This window comes from Synechococcus sp. BSA11S (assembly GCF_014224355.1).
GTDB lineage: Bacteria > Cyanobacteriota > Cyanobacteriia > PCC-6307 > Cyanobiaceae > Regnicoccus_A.
Window position 1 is genome coordinate 55292 of the sequence record NZ_VNWP01000007.1, and the last position, 15025, is coordinate 70316.

The following is a 15025-nucleotide window of genomic DNA, read 5'->3' on the forward strand; positions in this document are numbered from 1 at the left end:
GGGGTCAGTCGATCTCACGGTTCGTCGATCTCGCAGCTGATCGTGACCGGGAACGGTTCTGCCTGCCAGATCCTCTCGGCGTAGTCGCGAATCGAGCGATCGCTGCTGAAGAATCCCGTGCGCGCCGTGTTGAGCAACGACATGCGGTTCCAGGTGGTGCGGTCACCCCACGTCGTGCTGACCGCCTGCTGGGCGCGCATGTAGTCGCTGAAGTCGGCCATCACGTAGTAGGGATCGCGGCCGGTGAGGTTCTCCAGCAGGGGCTTGAACAGTTCGGTGTCGCCATTGCTGAAGTGCCCCTGCTCCACCAGCTGCAGCACCTCCGGCAGTTCAGGGATGCTTGCGATCAGTTCCCAGGGGCGGTACCCCTGCGCGCGCACGGCCTCAATACCATCGGTGGTGTGACCGAACAGGAAGAAGTTCTCGGCGCCCACCTGCTCGCGGATCTCCACGTTGGCCCCATCGAGGGTGCCGATCGTGAGTGCCCCGTTCATGGCGAATTTCATGTTGCCCGTGCCTGAGGCCTCCAGTCCGGCGGTGGAGATCTGCTCGGAGAGGTCCGAGGCCGGATACACCCGTTGGCCGAGTGTCACGTTGTAATCGGCCAGGAACACCACCCGCAGGCGGCCGTCCATGTCGGGGTCGGCATTCACTGTCTCGGCGATGCCGTTGATGAAGCGGATGATCAGCTTGGCCATGTAATAGCCCGGAGCCGCCTTCCCTCCGAAGATCACGGTGCGGGGGGCGAGGTCATCGCCGAGCCCGTTCTTGATACGCAGGTACTGGGCGATCACCTGCAGCGCATTGAGGTGTTGGCGCTTGTACTCATGAATCCGCTTCACCTGGACGTCAAACAGGGAGGAGGGATCCACCAGAAGGCCGTTCTGGCGGTGGATGTAGTGGGCCAGCTGACGCTTCACGGCCAGCTTGGTCTCTCCCCAGCGCTCCAGGAAAGCGCTGTCGTTCTGGAAGGCCTCCAATCGGCGCAGGTCATCGAGGTTGCACACCCAGTCCTGGCCGATCACTTCATCGAGCAGGTCGCGCAGGAGCGGATTGGCGAGGGCGATCCAACGCCTGGGGGTGACGCCGTTGGTGACGTTGGTGAACTTCTCGGGCCAGAGGGCCGCGAATTCGGGGAAGAGCTGAGTGCGCACCAGCTCGCTGTGCAGGGCGGCCACGCCATTGACATGGTGAGACGCCACGGTGGCCAGGTGGGCCATCCGAACCGCCTTGCCATTGTTCTCGTCGATGATCGAGACACTGCGCAGCATCGCGTCGTTGCCCGGATACTTCAGGCGCACCGACTGCAGGAAGCGGCGGTTGATCTCGAAGATCAGTTCCAGGTGCCGCGGCAGGAGTGAGCCGAACAGATCCAGCCCCCATTTCTCCAGGGCTTCGGGCAGCAGGGTGTGGTTGGTGTAGGCCAGCGAGCGGGTGGTGATGTCCCAGGCGGCATCCCAGCTCAGATGCTTGTGGTCGATCAGCAGCCGCATCAGTTCGGCCACGGCGATGGCCGGATGCGTGTCGTTCAGCTGCACCGACCAATGGTCGGGGAAGTCGCTGATCGGCAGATCCCGCAGTTCCAGACTGCGCAGCATGTCCTGCAGGGAGCAGCTCACGAAGAAGTGCTGCTGCTTGAGCCGCAGGCGCCGGCCCTCATCGGTGCCGTCGTTGGGGTACAGCACTTTGGAGAGGGTTTCGGAGCCCACCTTCTCCTCCACGGCTCCGTAGTAATCGCCGATGTTGAAGGCGTAGAAATCGAAGCTTTCGGAGGCTTCCGCCTGCCAGAGCCGCAGGCGATCGCAGGTGTTCACCCGATAGCCGAGCACCGGCACGTCGTGGGGAACGCCGATGGCGTGCTCAGACGGAATCCAGCGCACCCGGTAATCGCCTTCGCTGTCGCGGTAGCTCTCGGTGCGGCCGCCGAAGCCCACGAAGCAGGCCTGGTCGGGGCGCGGCAGCTCCCAGGGCCAGCCGCTCTTGAGCCATTTGTCGGTGATCTCCACCTGCCAGCCATCGCGGATCAGCTGGTCGAAGATCCCGAATTCGTAGCGGATGCCGTAACCGGTGGCGGGAATCTCCAGGCTGGCGAGGGATTCGAGGTAGCAGGCCGCCAGGCGCCCGAGGCCGCCGTTGCCCAGGCCCGGTTCCTCTTCCACCTCGAGAATCTCCTCGAGCGAATCGATCCCGAAGCGGCGGAGGGCTTCGCTGGCTTCATCCTGGATGCCGAGCATCAGCAGGTTGTTGCCCAGCTGAGGTCCGATCAGGAATTCTGCCGAGAGGTACGCCACCACGCGGGTGGGGGTGGCCGAAATTGCCTCGATCCCAGCCAGGTAGCGGGTCATCAGCCTGTCGCGCACCGCGTAGCTCAGGGCCACGTAGAGGTCGTGGTGGCTGGCGGTGGGGGCGAGCTTGCCGAGCGTGTAGAAGAGGTGCTCGGTCATGCCGTCGAAGACGCCATCGGCCGTGAGGCCGCTGCGATCAGGGTCGGCAAAGCACCCCGGGGTGGGCAGCCTCAGCTGGCTGGGCGAAGCGTCGGTCATGGCGGCGGTACGAAGGGGGTGGAGCGGCGAAGCTGAACAGCGGTCGGCTCTGAAATGCGATGCCGGTCCGATCCGTGCGCAGGACCAGTGTGGCCCAGTCCGGAGCGGGTTGCTCCGGCGGCCGTTCGGTGTGAATTCACTGATGGTGGCTGGAGATCGGTCTGGACGGATTCCCATCAGCGTTGTCGATCCCGTCTAACGTCGCGGCCAACTTCATTGAAGTGCCGCATCCCCGGCCTGCATGACCTTCCCGACCCTGCTGCTCGAAATCGGCAACCACAACGCGGAGGTGGCCGAAACCCTGATCGGGGTGGGCCGTTTCCTGTTGATTTTCCTGGCCGCTCGCACCCTGGCCGAGCTGATGGTGCGGCTGCAGCTCCCCACGATCCTCGGTGAGCTGGTGGCGGGGGTGCTGATCGGACTCTCTGGTCTGCATCTGATCCTTCCCCCCGACACCGGGGCGGAGCTCAGCAACTGGTTCACCTCCACCGTTGCCTCTCTCTCGTCCTTGCCGGCGGAGACGGTCCAGTCGATCTACGTCGAGACGTTCCCCAACCTCCAGGCGGTGGCCACCCTGGGTCTGTTCGCGCTGCTTTTCCTCACGGGCCTGGAGAGCGAGCTCGATGAGCTGGTGGCGGTGGGAGCTCAGGCCACCACCGTGGCCTGCACCGGGGTGGCCCTGCCCTTTGCCCTGGGCACCTTCGGACTTCTCTATTTCTTCCACGTGCCGCTGATTCCGGCGATCTTTGCCGGCGCGGCGATGACCGCCACCAGCATCGGCATCACCGCCAGCGTCTTCGGCGAGCTCAAATATCTCAAGACCCGCGAAGGCCAGACGGTGATCGGGGCCGCCGTGCTCGATGACATCCTTGGCATCGTGATCCTGGCGGTGGTGGTGGCCGTGGCCGGCGGCGGGGCCCTGGAAATCGGCCCGATCCTCAAGCTGCTGGTCGCCGCGGCCATGTTCGTGGCCCTTTCGCTGTTCCTCAGTCGCACCGCTGCCCCCGCCTTCGACTGGCTGCTTGATCTGCTCAAAGCACCCGGGGAAGTGGTGGTGGCCTCCTTCGTGGTGCTCTGCCTCAGCTGCTTCGCCGCCCAGGCCATCGGCCTGGAGGCGGCACTGGGAGCCTTTGCCGCCGGTCTGATCCTGAGTGGCTCCCGCCACACCCATGCGATTCAGGAAACCGTGAAGCCGCTGGTGTCGTTGTTCGCCACCATCTTCTTCGTGCTGATCGGCACCAGCATGGATCTCACGGTGCTCAACCCGATGGATCCGGCCAACCGCCCCGGCCTTGTGATGGCCGCCTTTCTGCTGGTGGTGGCCATCATCGGCAAGGTGGCCTCCGGCTGGACCTACTTCAGTAAAGAGAAGACCAATCGCCTGGTGGTGGGTCTGGGCATGATGCCCCGCGGTGAAGTCGGCCTGATTTTCCTGGGTCTGGGCACCCAGGCCGGCCTGCTCACCCCGTCGCTGGAGGCTGCGATCCTGCTGATGGTGATCGGCACCACCTTTCTTTCACCGATCCTGCTGCGGGTGGTGCTCAGTCGCGAAGAGAAACTGGCTGAACAGCCTGCCTGAGCCTCGGAGCCTTGCCTCCAGGGCCTGTTGGTGCCACTCAGCTCTGATCGCGGCGCGAGGCCAGGCTCCAGAAGGCCCCGGCCAGCACCGCCATCAGTCCCAGGCTGGCGGCCCAGCTGGGGCTCAGAGCCCAGCTCAGCCCCAGCTGGGTGATTCCCCCCACAGCGAAGGCCAGCAGCACGCTGCTCAACACCAGCATGATCTGTCGCAGCCCTTCCGGAAGCGGCCCCATGGCGAGGGCCTCCTCCAGCCGGGTGAGCGGTACCGAGAGCGGCAGATACAACGCCAGTGCCCACAGGGCCGTTCCCGGCAGCAGGCTGGACCAGTCGAGCACGGAGCGAACCCCCCGAAGTGATCCCTAGCATCGACGACCACGACACTCCTGCGTTGATCGGCCCCCGCCTCGAGCCCTGGACCCATGGCGGTGATGGGGTCCATGCCCTGGCCAGCCGACCGCCGAAGCCCGAGGGGCCTGCTCTGCTGCTGGTGCATGGTTTCGGGGCCTCCACCGACCACTGGCGCTACAACATTCCAGTGCTGGGCGAGCGCCATGAGGTGCACGCCATCGACCTGCTGGGCTTCGGTCGCAGTGCCAAGCCGGAGGGTCTGCCCTATGGAGGGGGGCTGTGGCGTGATCAGCTCGTGGCCTACGTGCGCGAGAGGATCGGGCGACCGACGGTGCTGGTGGGCAACTCCCTCGGTGGATTCGCGGCCCTGGCGGCGGGGGTGGCCCTGGGCCGCGAGGCGGCCGGTGTGGTGCTGATCAATGCCGCCGGCCCCTTCAGCGATGAGCAGGCCGACCCGAAGGGCTGGGGCGCCATTGCCAAGCGAACGATCGGCGGCGCCCTGTTGCGCAGCCCGGTGCTGCAGCGGCTGCTGTTCGAGAACCTGCGGCGCCCCGCCACGATCCGGCGAACCCTGAACCAGGTCTACATCGATCGCACCAACGTGAACGACGAGCTGGTGGAGGCGATCCGGCGGCCGTCGCTGGACCCGGGGGCCTTCGGGGTGTTCCGCACTGTCTTCGACATTCCCCGCGGTCAGCCCCTCGATCAGCTCTTCTCCCAGCTCCGCTCTCCCCTGCTGTTGCTCTGGGGCATCCGCGATCCCTGGATCAACGCCGCCGGACGACGCGCCGCCTTCCAGAGGCACGCTCCGGCCGCCACCACCGAAGTGGTGCTCGACGCGGGCCACTGCCCCCACGATGAAGTGCCCGAGCAGGTGAACGCCGCCCTGCTGGAGTGGCTCTCGACTTTGCCTGAGGCCTGATCCCCCATGCCCCTGACCCACCGCACCACGCCCTACCCGCACTGGGAATTCAGTGCTGCTGCCGGCGGTGATCTCCTGCGGCTGGTGCCGGAGCGGGGCGGCTTGCTCAGTGGCTGGCGCTGCAACGGGCGCGAGCTGCTCTACCTCGATGAGGCCCGCTTCGCTGATCCGGCCCTCTCCGTGCGAGGCGGCATGCCGGTGCTGTTTCCGATCTGCGGCAACCTGCCGGGCGATCTGCTGCCGCTGCCCCAGGGCTGCTTCACCCTCAGGCAGCACGGCTTCGCCCGCGATCTGGCCTGGGAGCTGGAGGAGCTGAAAGGCGGTGAGGGCGTTGGCCTGACCCTTGCCGACAGCGCCGCCACTCAGGCGATGTTCCCCTTCTCCTTCCGGCTGCAGCTGGAGCTGCGCCCAGAGCCTGGGGCCTTGGCGATCGCCGTGCTGGTGCACAACCCCGGGCCGGTGCCGCTGCCATTTGCCCTTGGCTTGCATCCTTACTTCGCCGTGTCCTCCCTGGCGGCGGCGGCGCTGGAGGGGCTGCCGGACGACTGCTTCGATCACGGCACCATGGCGCCCGCCGCCACTGCCCCGCTGCTGGAGCAGCTGGAGCAGGGCATTGACCTGCTGGCAGAGCCCGGTGGTCCGGTGCGCTTGCTGGACCGTCAGGCGGGGGTGGCGCTGGAGCTCCAGGCCGAGGCCCCCTTCGACCTGGCGGTGGTCTGGAGCGATCCTCCCCGGTCGATGGTCTGCCTGGAGCCCTGGACGGCACCTCGGGGTGCCCTGCTCAGCGGTGAGCGGCGGCTGGAGCTGGCCCCCGGGCAGACCTGCCGGCTGGCCTGCCGCTATGGCCTGATCACCCGCCTTGATCGCCGGTCCACTCCCCGGTAGCGGTGGCCACATCGCCGCCGCGGCGTCGGGGTGATGGTTTGATGGCGGAAGCAGTTTCTAGGGTTCCGGTTGGCATCAGTTCGCCTTGGCGAGCCGGTTGCAGCGTCTGGTCCGAGAGAAGCTCACCGGGGTCACCCGGTTGCACGGAGGGATAAAAGCCCGGGAGACCGCAACCCCCACCTCCGTGTTGTGCCATGACAGCATCACCAGGCCCAGAAGGGGCCTTTGACCGGCCTGCCCAGGCCACACCTGCTGGCCGTCAGGGCTCCGAAGCCCTCGAGAAGGAGGGCCGCCTCCCCCTCACCGGCTGGCAGCAGGAGGTGGATCAGGGGCTGCGCTATGGCCTGGAGGCCGCCGAGAGCATCGTCGATCGGCGCATCTCCACCTTCTCGCGCGGGGAGTTGCCCCATTACGCGGGCATCAACACCTTCATGAAGGCGCCCTACATCGAAGACGTGAACCGCGTCGGCGAGTTTGATGTGGCGATCCTGGGGGTGCCCCACGATTCCGGCACCACCTACCGCCCCGGTACCCGCTTCGGGCCCCAGGGCATCCGCCGCATTTCCGCCCTCTACACCCCCTACAACTACGAGATGGGGGTGGACCTGCGCGAGTCGATCAAGCTCTGCGACGTCGGCGACATCTTCACGATTCCCGCCAACAACGAGAAGAGTTTCGATCAGATCTCCAAGGGCGTGGCGCATGTGTTCGCCAGTGGAGCTTTCCCGATCATCCTCGGTGGCGATCATTCGATCGGCTTCCCCACCGTGCGTGGCGTCTGCCGCCACCTGGGCGACAAGAAGGTGGGGATCATCCACTTCGATCGCCACGTCGACACCCAGGAGATCGACCTCGACGAGCGCATGCACACCTGTCCCTGGTTCCATGCCACCAACATGGCCAATGCACCCGCACCGAACCTGGTGCAGCTGGGGATCGGCGGCTGGCAGGTGCCGCGCGAGGGGGTGAAGGTCTGCCGGGAGCGGGGCACCAATGTGCTCACCGTGACCGACATCTGCGACATGGGCCTGGAGGCGGCGGCCCAGTTCGCGATCGAGCGCGCCACCGATGGCACCGACTGCGTCTACATCTCCTTCGACATCGACTGCATCGACGCCGGCTTCGTGCCCGGCACAGGCTGGCCCGAGCCCGGGGGCCTGCTGCCCCGGGAGGCGCTGAAGCTGCTGGAGCTGATCGTGCGCAACGTGCCGGTCTGTGGCCTGGAGGTGGTGGAGGTGTCGCCGCCCTACGACATCAGCGACATGACTTCGCTGATGGCCACCCGGGTGATCTGCGACACCATGGCCCACCTGGTGGTGAGCGGCCAGCTGCCCCGCAAGGGGAAGCCCGCCTGGTTGCATGAGGCCTGCAACATGGCCGTCGATCAGGCCTGGAGGTGAGCCATGCATGAGGTCGACATGACCAAATGCCTGCTGCTCTCCCTGCAGGAGTGGAAGCAAGGGCATGAACCCCATACCCCCGTGGTTGAGGCCGTGCATCTGCAGGTGGGCGACTTCACCTGCGTGGAACCGGAGGCATTGCGATTCACCTTCGCCGCCGCCGTGCAGGGCACCTGGCTCGACGGCGCGACCCTCCAGATCGACACCGTGCCTCTGCGCGCCCGCTGCCTGGCCTGCTCAACCGTTTACGCCCCTGATCCGGAGCAGGCCTACCGCTCCCCCTGCTGCGATCGGCCCATGGAGGAGATCGTCAGCGGACGTGAGCTGCGCATCCGCACCGTCGACTACAGCCTGCCGGCTCAGGCCTCCGCTTCCGCCGCCCTTCCCTCGCGCTGATCCCATGCACATGCCTCTTCAGGACACGCTCGGCCTCAACCTGATGGCTGCCAATCAGCACCAGGCCGAGCACAACCGCGAGCACTTCGGCGCCTGGAATCTGCTCTGCCTCAACGTGATGAGCAGTCCCGGTGCCGGCAAGACCTCCCTGCTGGAGGTCACGATCACGGCGCTGGCTCCCCAGCTGGAGATGGCTGTGCTGGAGGGCGACATGACCACCCAGCTCGATGCCCAGCGCCTCGCGGCGGTGGGTGTGCCGGTGGTGCCGATCACCACCGGCCGGGCCTGCCACCTCGATGCCGCGATGGTGAGCGGTGGTCTGCGTCAGCTCCAGGCCCAGCTCAATCCGGCCACGCTCGACCTGCTCTGGGTGGAGAACGTCGGCAACCTGGTCTGTCCGGCTGAATTCGAGGTGGGCGAACATCTCAAAGTGGCCCTGCTGAGCGTCACCGAGGGCGACGACAAGCCGCTCAAGTATCCGGTGATGTTCCGTGAGGCCGATTGCGTGCTGATCACCAAGGTGGATCTGCTCCCGCATCTGCCCGTGGCGGTGGAGCGGATCGAGGAACACATCCGCGCCGTCAACCCTGAAGCCGTGGTCTTTCAGGTGTCGGCCACCAGCGGCGCTGGGCTTGAGGCCTGGCACCAGTGGTTGCTCTCCACCACCCGGGAGCACAACCGCCGGGCCGTGCTGGCGGAGGTGGGATGAGCGTCCGGCAGCGCAAGCTCGACCTGGACAGCCAGGGGGTGCGCTATGCCCTGGCCAGCTTCGTGGATCTGCACGGCACCAGCAAGGCCAAGGCGGTGCCGCTCGATCATTTCGAGGCGATGCTGCTTGGCTCCGAGCTGTTCACCGGGGCCGCCCTTGATGGCGTGCCCCAGGATGTCAGCGACGACGAGGTGGCCGCCATCCCCGATCTGGCCACAGCCACCGTGCTGCCCTGGCGCCGCGACGTGGTCTGGATGGCCAGCAGCCTCCAGCTGCATGGGGAGCCCTTCGAGGCCTGCAGCCGCAACATCCTGATCCGCTCCCTCGCCGAGGCGGGCCGGATGGGATTCCGCTTCAACCTCGGCATCGAGACTGAATTCTTCGTGCTGCGCCGTGGTGACGACGGCGTTCTCAAGCCGGCCAGCGCCCGCGACAACCTTGAGAAACCCTGCTACGACCTCGCCGGCCTGCTCGACAATCTGCCCTGGCTCGATGAGCTGGTCCAGGCGATGAATGATCTGGGCTGGGGGGTGTATTCCTTCGACCATGAAGATGGCAATGGCCAGTTCGAGACCGACTTCGCCTATGCGGAGGCTCTCACCATGGCGGATCGCCTCACCTTCTTCCGGTTGATGCTCAAGGAAATCACCCACCGCCATGGGTTGATCGCCAGTTTCATGCCCAAGCCCTTCAGTGATCGCACTGGAAGCGGAGCCCACCTCAACATGTCGCTGGCGGATCCTGCCACCGGCCGCAACCTGTTCACGGGTGCCCGGCCGGGCACCATCTCCCGCCTGGCGGAGCACTTCATTGCCGGCATCCTGCGCCATGCGCCGGCGATCTGCGCCGTGATCGCCCCCACGGTGAACAGCTACAAGCGCCTGGTGGCCCAGGGCTCGATGAGTGGCTTCACCTGGGCGCCTGTGTTCATCTGCCACGGCAACAACAACCGCACCAACATGCTGCGGATTCCATCTGCTGCCGACCGGGTGGAGTGCCGTGCGGCCGACAGTGCCTGCAACCCCTATCTCAGCGCGGCGATGATCCTCTCGGCCGGCCTGGAAGGGATCCGGGAGGAACTTGATCCAGGCGACCCCAATCTCGTCAACGCCTACCGGCTCAGCGCCGAGCAGCGAGCCGAGCGGGGGCTGAGGGTTCTGCCGAGAACCCTCGGAGAGGCGATCGAGGCCTTTGCCGCCGATCCGCTCTCCCGCTCGGTGTTCGGTGATGCCATGGCCGAGGCGTTCATCGCCTACAAACGTGCCGAATGGGCCGACTATCACGGCTGCGTGTCGGAGTGGGAGCTGACGCGTTACCTCGAGTTCCTCTGAGCCACCACCAAACGGTCTTCTCCCGCGCTTTGCTGCTTTGCCGCTTTTCTTTGCCGATCAACCGATGACCTCCAATCAGCGCCCTGACCCCGCCTCCACCGTCTCCTCGTCGAGCTCCGCTTCCCGCCCGCACCAGCAGACGCTCTCCCTGCGCAGGCCGCACCGTCTGCTCAGTTTCGGTCTGCTGGCGCTGCTCGCTGGGAGCCTGCTCGCCAGCTGCCAGAGCCCACAGCAGACGGAGGCGTCTCCAGTGCGGATCGGCTACAGCGCCTGGCCGGGTTGGATTCCCTGGAAGGTCACCGAGGAGAAGGGGTTGTTCGAGGCCGCCGGCGTGCCCGTGACCCTGCAGTGGTTCGATGGCTACCTGGATTCGATCAACGCCCTCAATGCCGGGCAGCTTGATTGCAACAGCCAGACCCTCAACGACACGATCAGTTCGATCGCAGGGGGCGCCGACCTGCGCGTGGTGCTCACCAACGACAACTCCACCGGCAATGACCAGATCATTGCCGCCGAGGACATCACGGATGTGCCCCAGCTCAAGGGCCGCACGGTGGCCGCTGAGGAAGGCACCGTTGATCACTATCTGCTGCTGCTGGGTCTTGAGAAGGCGGGCCTCACGCCCGACGACATCAAGTTCGTGCCCCTGGAGACAGGCGCAGCTGCAGCGGCGTTCGTGGCCGAGAAGGTGGATGCCGTCGGTGTGTTCGCCCCCTTCACCACCCAGGCGCTCAAGCGGACCGGCAGCACCACCCTGTTCTCCTCCAAGGACTTCCCCGGCGCGATCAGTGATCACCTGGTCTGCCGCACGGAGTTCGTGGAGAAGAATCCCGAGCAGCTGCAGAAGGTGGTGAATGCCTGGTTCGCCACCCTCAAGGAGATCAAGTCGAACCCGGGCCCCAGCCTCACGATCCTGGCGGCCCGCGCTGGGGTGAGCGAGGCCGAATACAAGGACTACGACGCCGGCACCACGATCTTCACGCTCAAGCAGAACCGTGAGGCGCTCAAGCCGGGCACCACCATGGCTTCGCTGCCCTTTGCCGCCGGGGAGATCAGCAACTTCCTTCAGGAGGTGGGGCTGGCCGAGACACCGCCGGATCTCACCAAGCTCTTTGACTCCCGCTTCGTCGACGCAGCCCCCTGAGCCCCCACCATGCGTTCCTCCTCCTCCCTGGCCGGGGCCCTGCGTAATCCCTGGGTGCTCGGCCCGGTCGGGATCGCCTCGGTGCTGCTGATCTGGTCATTGATCAGCCTCAGCGGCACGGTCGATCCTCTCTTTCTGCCCAGCCCTCCGGCGGTCTGGCAGGCGGCCGCCGACCAGTTCCATGGGGGAATCCTGGTCACTGACGCGATCGCCAGCATTCAGCGGGTGTTCCTCGGCTTCGCCCTCTCGGCGGCCCTGGCCCTGCCCCTGGGGATCGCCATGGGCAGCAACCCGCTGATCTGCCGCCTGCTGGAGCCCCTGCTGGGCCTGATCCGCTACATGCCAGCCCCGGCCTTCATTCCCCTGCTGATCATCTACTTCGGCCTGGGGGAGTTGCCCAAGGTGCTGCTGATCTTCATCGGCACCTTTTTCTTCAACACGCTGATGATCATGGATGCGGTCAAATTCGTCCCCCAGGAGTTGCTGGAAACAGCCCTCACGCTCGGGGGGCGTGGGCTGCCGATTCTCACCCGCGTGGTGGCCCCGTACATCGCTCCCCAGGTGATCGATGCCTACCGCATCAACATGGCCTCAGCCTGGAATCTGGTGATCGTGGCGGAGCTGGTGGCCGCCAATGAGGGGTTGGGCAAGCGCATCAGCCTTGCCCAGCGCTTCCTGCGTACCGATGAGATCTTCGTCGGTTTGATCGTGATCGGCCTGATCGGCCTGCTGATTGATCTGGGCTTCCGCGCTTTGCTGCGCCGCAGTTGTCGCTGGGCCAGCTGAGATGCACCTATCCGTCAACGGCGTCAGCAAAACCTTCGGTGATGGCCGTCACGCCAAGTTGGTGCTCGACGACATCAGCTTTTCAATCAAGTCCGGTGAATTCGTGGCCCTGGTGGGCAGCTCCGGCTCGGGCAAGTCCACGGTGATGCGCCTGATCGCCGGTCTCGAACGCCCCAGCGCCGGGGTGATTGCCCTGGATGGCAAGTCGGTGGATGGGCCCGGCTCCGACCGGGGCATGGTCTTCCAGAAGTACAGCCTCTACCCCTGGATGACGGCGGCCCAGAACGTGGCCTTCGGCATGTCGCTGCAGGGGTTGCCCAGGGCCCTGGTGCGGGAGCGCACCGCCTACTTCCTGGAGGTGGTCGGCCTTCAGGATGCCGCCCGACGTCTGCCCAAGGAACTCTCCGGAGGCATGCAGCAGAGGGTGGCGATTGCCCGCGCCCTGGCCGCTGATCCCAAGGTGGTGCTGCTGGATGAACCCTTCGGGGCCCTCGACCTGCAGATCCGCGAAACGATGCAGGAGTTCCTCTACCAGCTCTGGCAGCGCTCGGGGATCACCGCTCTGCTGATCACCCACGACCTCGAGGAGGCCCTGCTGCTGGCCCAGCGGGTGCACATCATGGCGCCGAGGCCCGGGCGGATCGTGCGGACGGTGGAGGCGGACCTGGATCGCTCCAACCTGGCCCACCTCAGGGTGTCACCGCCGTTCCTGGAACTGCGCGAAGAGCTGGTCACCACCCTGCGCAACCTGGATGCTGCCGCCATCTGAGGCTGGCGCCATGGCCGATTCCGGGACTCCGTTCAGCCGGCGTCCGTTCCTGGAGGCCGAGCTCTACCGCTCGACAGCGGTGGCTGGACGGGAGCGGCAGCTCTACGCGCCCCGGTTCTGGCATCCGGTGGCCCCCCTGGCCAGCCTGCCGGAGGGCTCGGCGCTGGCCCTGGAGCTGCTGGATCTGCCCCTGCTGCTCTGCCATCCCCCCGGCGGTCCGCCGCGGGCCTTCATCAACCGCTGCCCCCACCGTGGGGTGGCTCTGCTTCCCCCGGCGGCGGCCGCCCAGACCTGCCGCCGCCTGGTCTGCCCATACCACGGCTGGACCTACGACCTGGACGGCCGACTGCGGGCCGCGGCCCGGGAGGGGGAGTTCACGGGAGCCTTCTCACGCCACGACTGGCCCCTGATCGCTCTGGCCTCTGCCGTGCGCGGCTCGATGCTCTGGGTGGCGATCGGGCCCGATCCTCTGCCGCTGGAGCAGCAGCTGGATCTGGTGGAGCAGGAGCTGGGCGGGTCTCTGGAGCGGCCTCGGGTGCTGCTGGCCAGCCTGGAGAGCGAGCTGGCCTGCAACTGGAAGATCGCTCACGACAACACCCTCGACGACTACCACGTGGCCATCGCGCACCCCACCACCCTGCACCGCCAGCAGGGGCCGGTGCGTCTCTACCGCCATCGCTTCGCTGAGAACGCCAACCTGCTGGCCACGCCGGTTTCCAGCCCGGGTCGGAGCGAGCCAGCCAGAGCTACCGCCACAGCTGCGGCGACGGAGTTCCTCACCTTCGGGGCTCCGCCCTGGATCCATCTGCTCGCCTGGCCGGACGGCCGCCTGGCCCTGATCAGTTTTCCTCCCCTCGCTCAGGGCCGCTGCCGCCTGCAGGTGTGGCTGTTGGGGGATCCGTCGCAGCGGCCCTACGGGCAGCGCTGGATCGAGGAGCTCCGCGCGTTTCTCGAGGAGGACCGGGCCCTGGTGGAGTCGGCCCAGCGGGGCTATGCCAGCGGCCTGACGCCCGGCCCGGCCCACCGGCTGGAGCGGCGGATCCTGCACCACCAGGCGCTCTATGCGCGGATCATGGAGCTGGAGCCGCCGCCACCAGCTCCTGCCTGAGCCAGGCGGCCATGGCCGTGTTGATCTGCAGCAGATCGGCCACGGGCTGGTTCGTGAAGGGAAGGGTGGGCAGGTAGCCGTCGGGGCCGAATTCCGGGGTGAGCGTGATGTGCTCCATGCCGCGCTCTCGGGCACGATCGAGAAACAGCTGCCAGCAGGCCCGGTGGGCCGCCAGGGGCTCGGCGTGTTCGGGTGCGAACGGGTGGCCCACCTGGGGCCCCTGGGCATGCCCCACCCGGGCGTGGATGTGGTCCACCCGCTCAGCCATCGCCTGGATCGGCGCCAGATCCGGGGTCATCAGTCGCTCGCAGGCCACGCACCAGTGGCTGAGGTCGGCGGTGAGCCGCAGGTCCGGGTAGCGGCTGATCCAGTCCTGAATGCGCCAGGGGGTCGCCAGGCTGCGCGAACGGTGGGTTTCGAACGTCACCGGCGCCTGGGCCGCGGCGGCTAGCTCCAGCGCCCGATCCCAGAACCACTGTTGCTCCGCCCAGCTCCAGCTGTCGCTGCCGGTGATCACCGTGATCAGCAGCGGCTCGAGTCGGCGAGTGCGCTCCAGTTGGCCGGCCAGTTGATCCAGATGCTCTGCGGCTGTGATGGCGAGATCGGGCACGTAACCGTTGCCCGTGACCAGCTCCACGATCAGGCTGAGCTCGGCGGCTGTGAATTCAGCCATCACCGTGCCGGGATCAGCGCCTGCCAGGGCTGGATGGTCGAGGTTCGCCTCCACACCTTCGAAGCCGCTGTGGCGTGACTGGCGGATCGCCTCCTGCAGTCCCCCCTGGAATCCCCAGAGGCTGTGCAGGATCAGAGTCTGCATGGACCCTCCCATGCGGTTGTGCTTGAAGAGGATTCAGCGGCCGCTGGTGTGCTCAGGTGCTGCCGTGGTCTGCTCAGGTTCCAGAAGGTTGGGCTGGATGCCGAGGTAGACCGCCTCGCGGAACAGAGCATGGCGGGCGTCGGCATCCCCGCAGGCTCGGGCTTCGGCCATCCGTTGACGCAGGGAGAGCACCAGGGCCTGCTGGCGCGGTTCCAGGGTGGTGTGGGCCATGGCGGTCAGTCCTGCACCGGTGTTGCCCGGGCTTTGGAACTTCACTCTATCGAGCGCA

15 protein-coding genes and 1 riboswitch are annotated in these 15025 nt (G+C 66.6%); of the genes, 11 read left to right on the forward strand and 4 right to left on the reverse strand.

From position 1 onward, the window contains the following. Positions 1-14: 14 nt before the first annotated feature. Positions 15-2543, reverse strand: a complete 2529-nt coding sequence (locus tag FPZ61_RS08130; RefSeq protein ID WP_185465654.1) for a glycogen/starch/alpha-glucan phosphorylase — start codon at positions 2541-2543, stop codon at positions 15-17. 241 nt (positions 2544-2784) lie between these two features. On the opposite strand from FPZ61_RS08130, the gene FPZ61_RS08135 reads away from it, so the two are divergent. Further along, positions 2785-4122, forward strand: coding sequence for a cation:proton antiporter (locus tag FPZ61_RS08135; protein ID WP_185465656.1), 1338 nt, complete (start codon positions 2785-2787; stop codon positions 4120-4122). Between the two features lie 37 nt (positions 4123-4159). On the opposite strand, the gene FPZ61_RS08140 is transcribed toward FPZ61_RS08135, so the two are convergent. Beyond that, complete coding sequence (locus tag FPZ61_RS08140) at positions 4160-4456, reverse strand: hypothetical protein (protein WP_185465658.1); 297 nt, start codon at positions 4454-4456, stop codon at positions 4160-4162. Between the two features lie 53 nt (positions 4457-4509). Between FPZ61_RS08140 and FPZ61_RS08145 the strand changes: the two genes are divergently transcribed. From FPZ61_RS08145 to FPZ61_RS08190, 10 genes are all read left to right on the forward strand, one after another. Next, on the forward strand, positions 4510-5391 hold the full coding sequence (locus FPZ61_RS08145; RefSeq protein WP_185465837.1) for an alpha/beta fold hydrolase: 882 nt from the start codon (positions 4510-4512) through the stop codon (positions 5389-5391). A gap of 6 nt (positions 5392-5397) precedes the next feature. Next, on the forward strand, positions 5398-6276 hold the full coding sequence (locus tag FPZ61_RS08150; protein ID WP_185465660.1) for a galactose mutarotase: 879 nt from the start codon (positions 5398-5400) through the stop codon (positions 6274-6276). Positions 6277-6322: 46 nt separating this feature from the next. Next, a riboswitch (guanidine-I (ykkC/yxkD leader) is annotated at positions 6323-6444 on the forward strand. A 26-nt stretch (positions 6445-6470) separates the two neighbouring features. After that, on the forward strand, positions 6471-7676 hold the full coding sequence (gene speB / locus FPZ61_RS08155) for an agmatinase (RefSeq protein ID WP_185465662.1): 1206 nt from the start codon (positions 6471-6473) through the stop codon (positions 7674-7676). Positions 7677-7679: 3 nt separating this feature from the next. Next, complete coding sequence (locus tag FPZ61_RS08160) at positions 7680-8072, forward strand: hydrogenase maturation nickel metallochaperone HypA (RefSeq protein WP_185465664.1); 393 nt, start codon at positions 7680-7682, stop codon at positions 8070-8072. 4 nt (positions 8073-8076) lie between these two features. Next, the gene (gene hypB / locus FPZ61_RS08165; RefSeq protein WP_185465666.1) at positions 8077-8781 is read left to right on the forward strand and encodes a hydrogenase nickel incorporation protein HypB; all 705 of its coding nucleotides are present in this window, start codon (positions 8077-8079) and stop codon (positions 8779-8781) included. Then, positions 8778-10112 carry a type III glutamate--ammonia ligase gene (glnT, locus tag FPZ61_RS08170; RefSeq protein ID WP_185465668.1) on the forward strand — a complete coding sequence of 445 codons (1335 nt, stop codon included), beginning with the start codon at positions 8778-8780 and terminating at the stop codon, positions 10110-10112. Before hypB ends, glnT begins: the two co-directional genes overlap by 4 nt. Before the next feature lie 64 nt (positions 10113-10176). Then, positions 10177-11256, forward strand: a complete 1080-nt coding sequence (locus FPZ61_RS08175) for an ABC transporter substrate-binding protein (RefSeq protein WP_185465670.1) — start codon at positions 10177-10179, stop codon at positions 11254-11256. A 9-nt stretch (positions 11257-11265) separates the two neighbouring features. Beyond that, positions 11266-12042, forward strand: a complete 777-nt coding sequence (locus tag FPZ61_RS08180) for an ABC transporter permease (RefSeq protein WP_185465672.1) — start codon at positions 11266-11268, stop codon at positions 12040-12042. A 1-nt stretch (position 12043) separates the two neighbouring features. Further along, positions 12044-12811, forward strand: a complete 768-nt coding sequence (locus FPZ61_RS08185) for an ABC transporter ATP-binding protein (RefSeq protein WP_185465674.1) — start codon at positions 12044-12046, stop codon at positions 12809-12811. Between the two features lie 10 nt (positions 12812-12821). Then, the gene (locus tag FPZ61_RS08190) at positions 12822-13919 is read left to right on the forward strand and encodes an aromatic ring-hydroxylating dioxygenase subunit alpha (RefSeq protein ID WP_185465676.1); all 1098 of its coding nucleotides are present in this window, start codon (positions 12822-12824) and stop codon (positions 13917-13919) included. Here FPZ61_RS08190 and FPZ61_RS08195 read toward each other — a convergent pair. Together FPZ61_RS08195 and FPZ61_RS08200 are read right to left on the reverse strand one after the other, a co-directional pair. Next, entirely contained in the window at positions 13882-14736 is an 855-nt protein-coding gene (locus FPZ61_RS08195; protein WP_255441474.1) for a sugar phosphate isomerase/epimerase, read from the reverse strand. The genes FPZ61_RS08190 and FPZ61_RS08195 overlap by 38 nt on opposite strands. 33 nt (positions 14737-14769) lie before the next feature. After that, on the reverse strand, positions 14770-15012 hold the full coding sequence (locus tag FPZ61_RS08200) for a hypothetical protein (RefSeq protein ID WP_370594276.1): 243 nt from the start codon (positions 15010-15012) through the stop codon (positions 14770-14772). Positions 15013-15025: the final 13 nt, after the last annotated feature.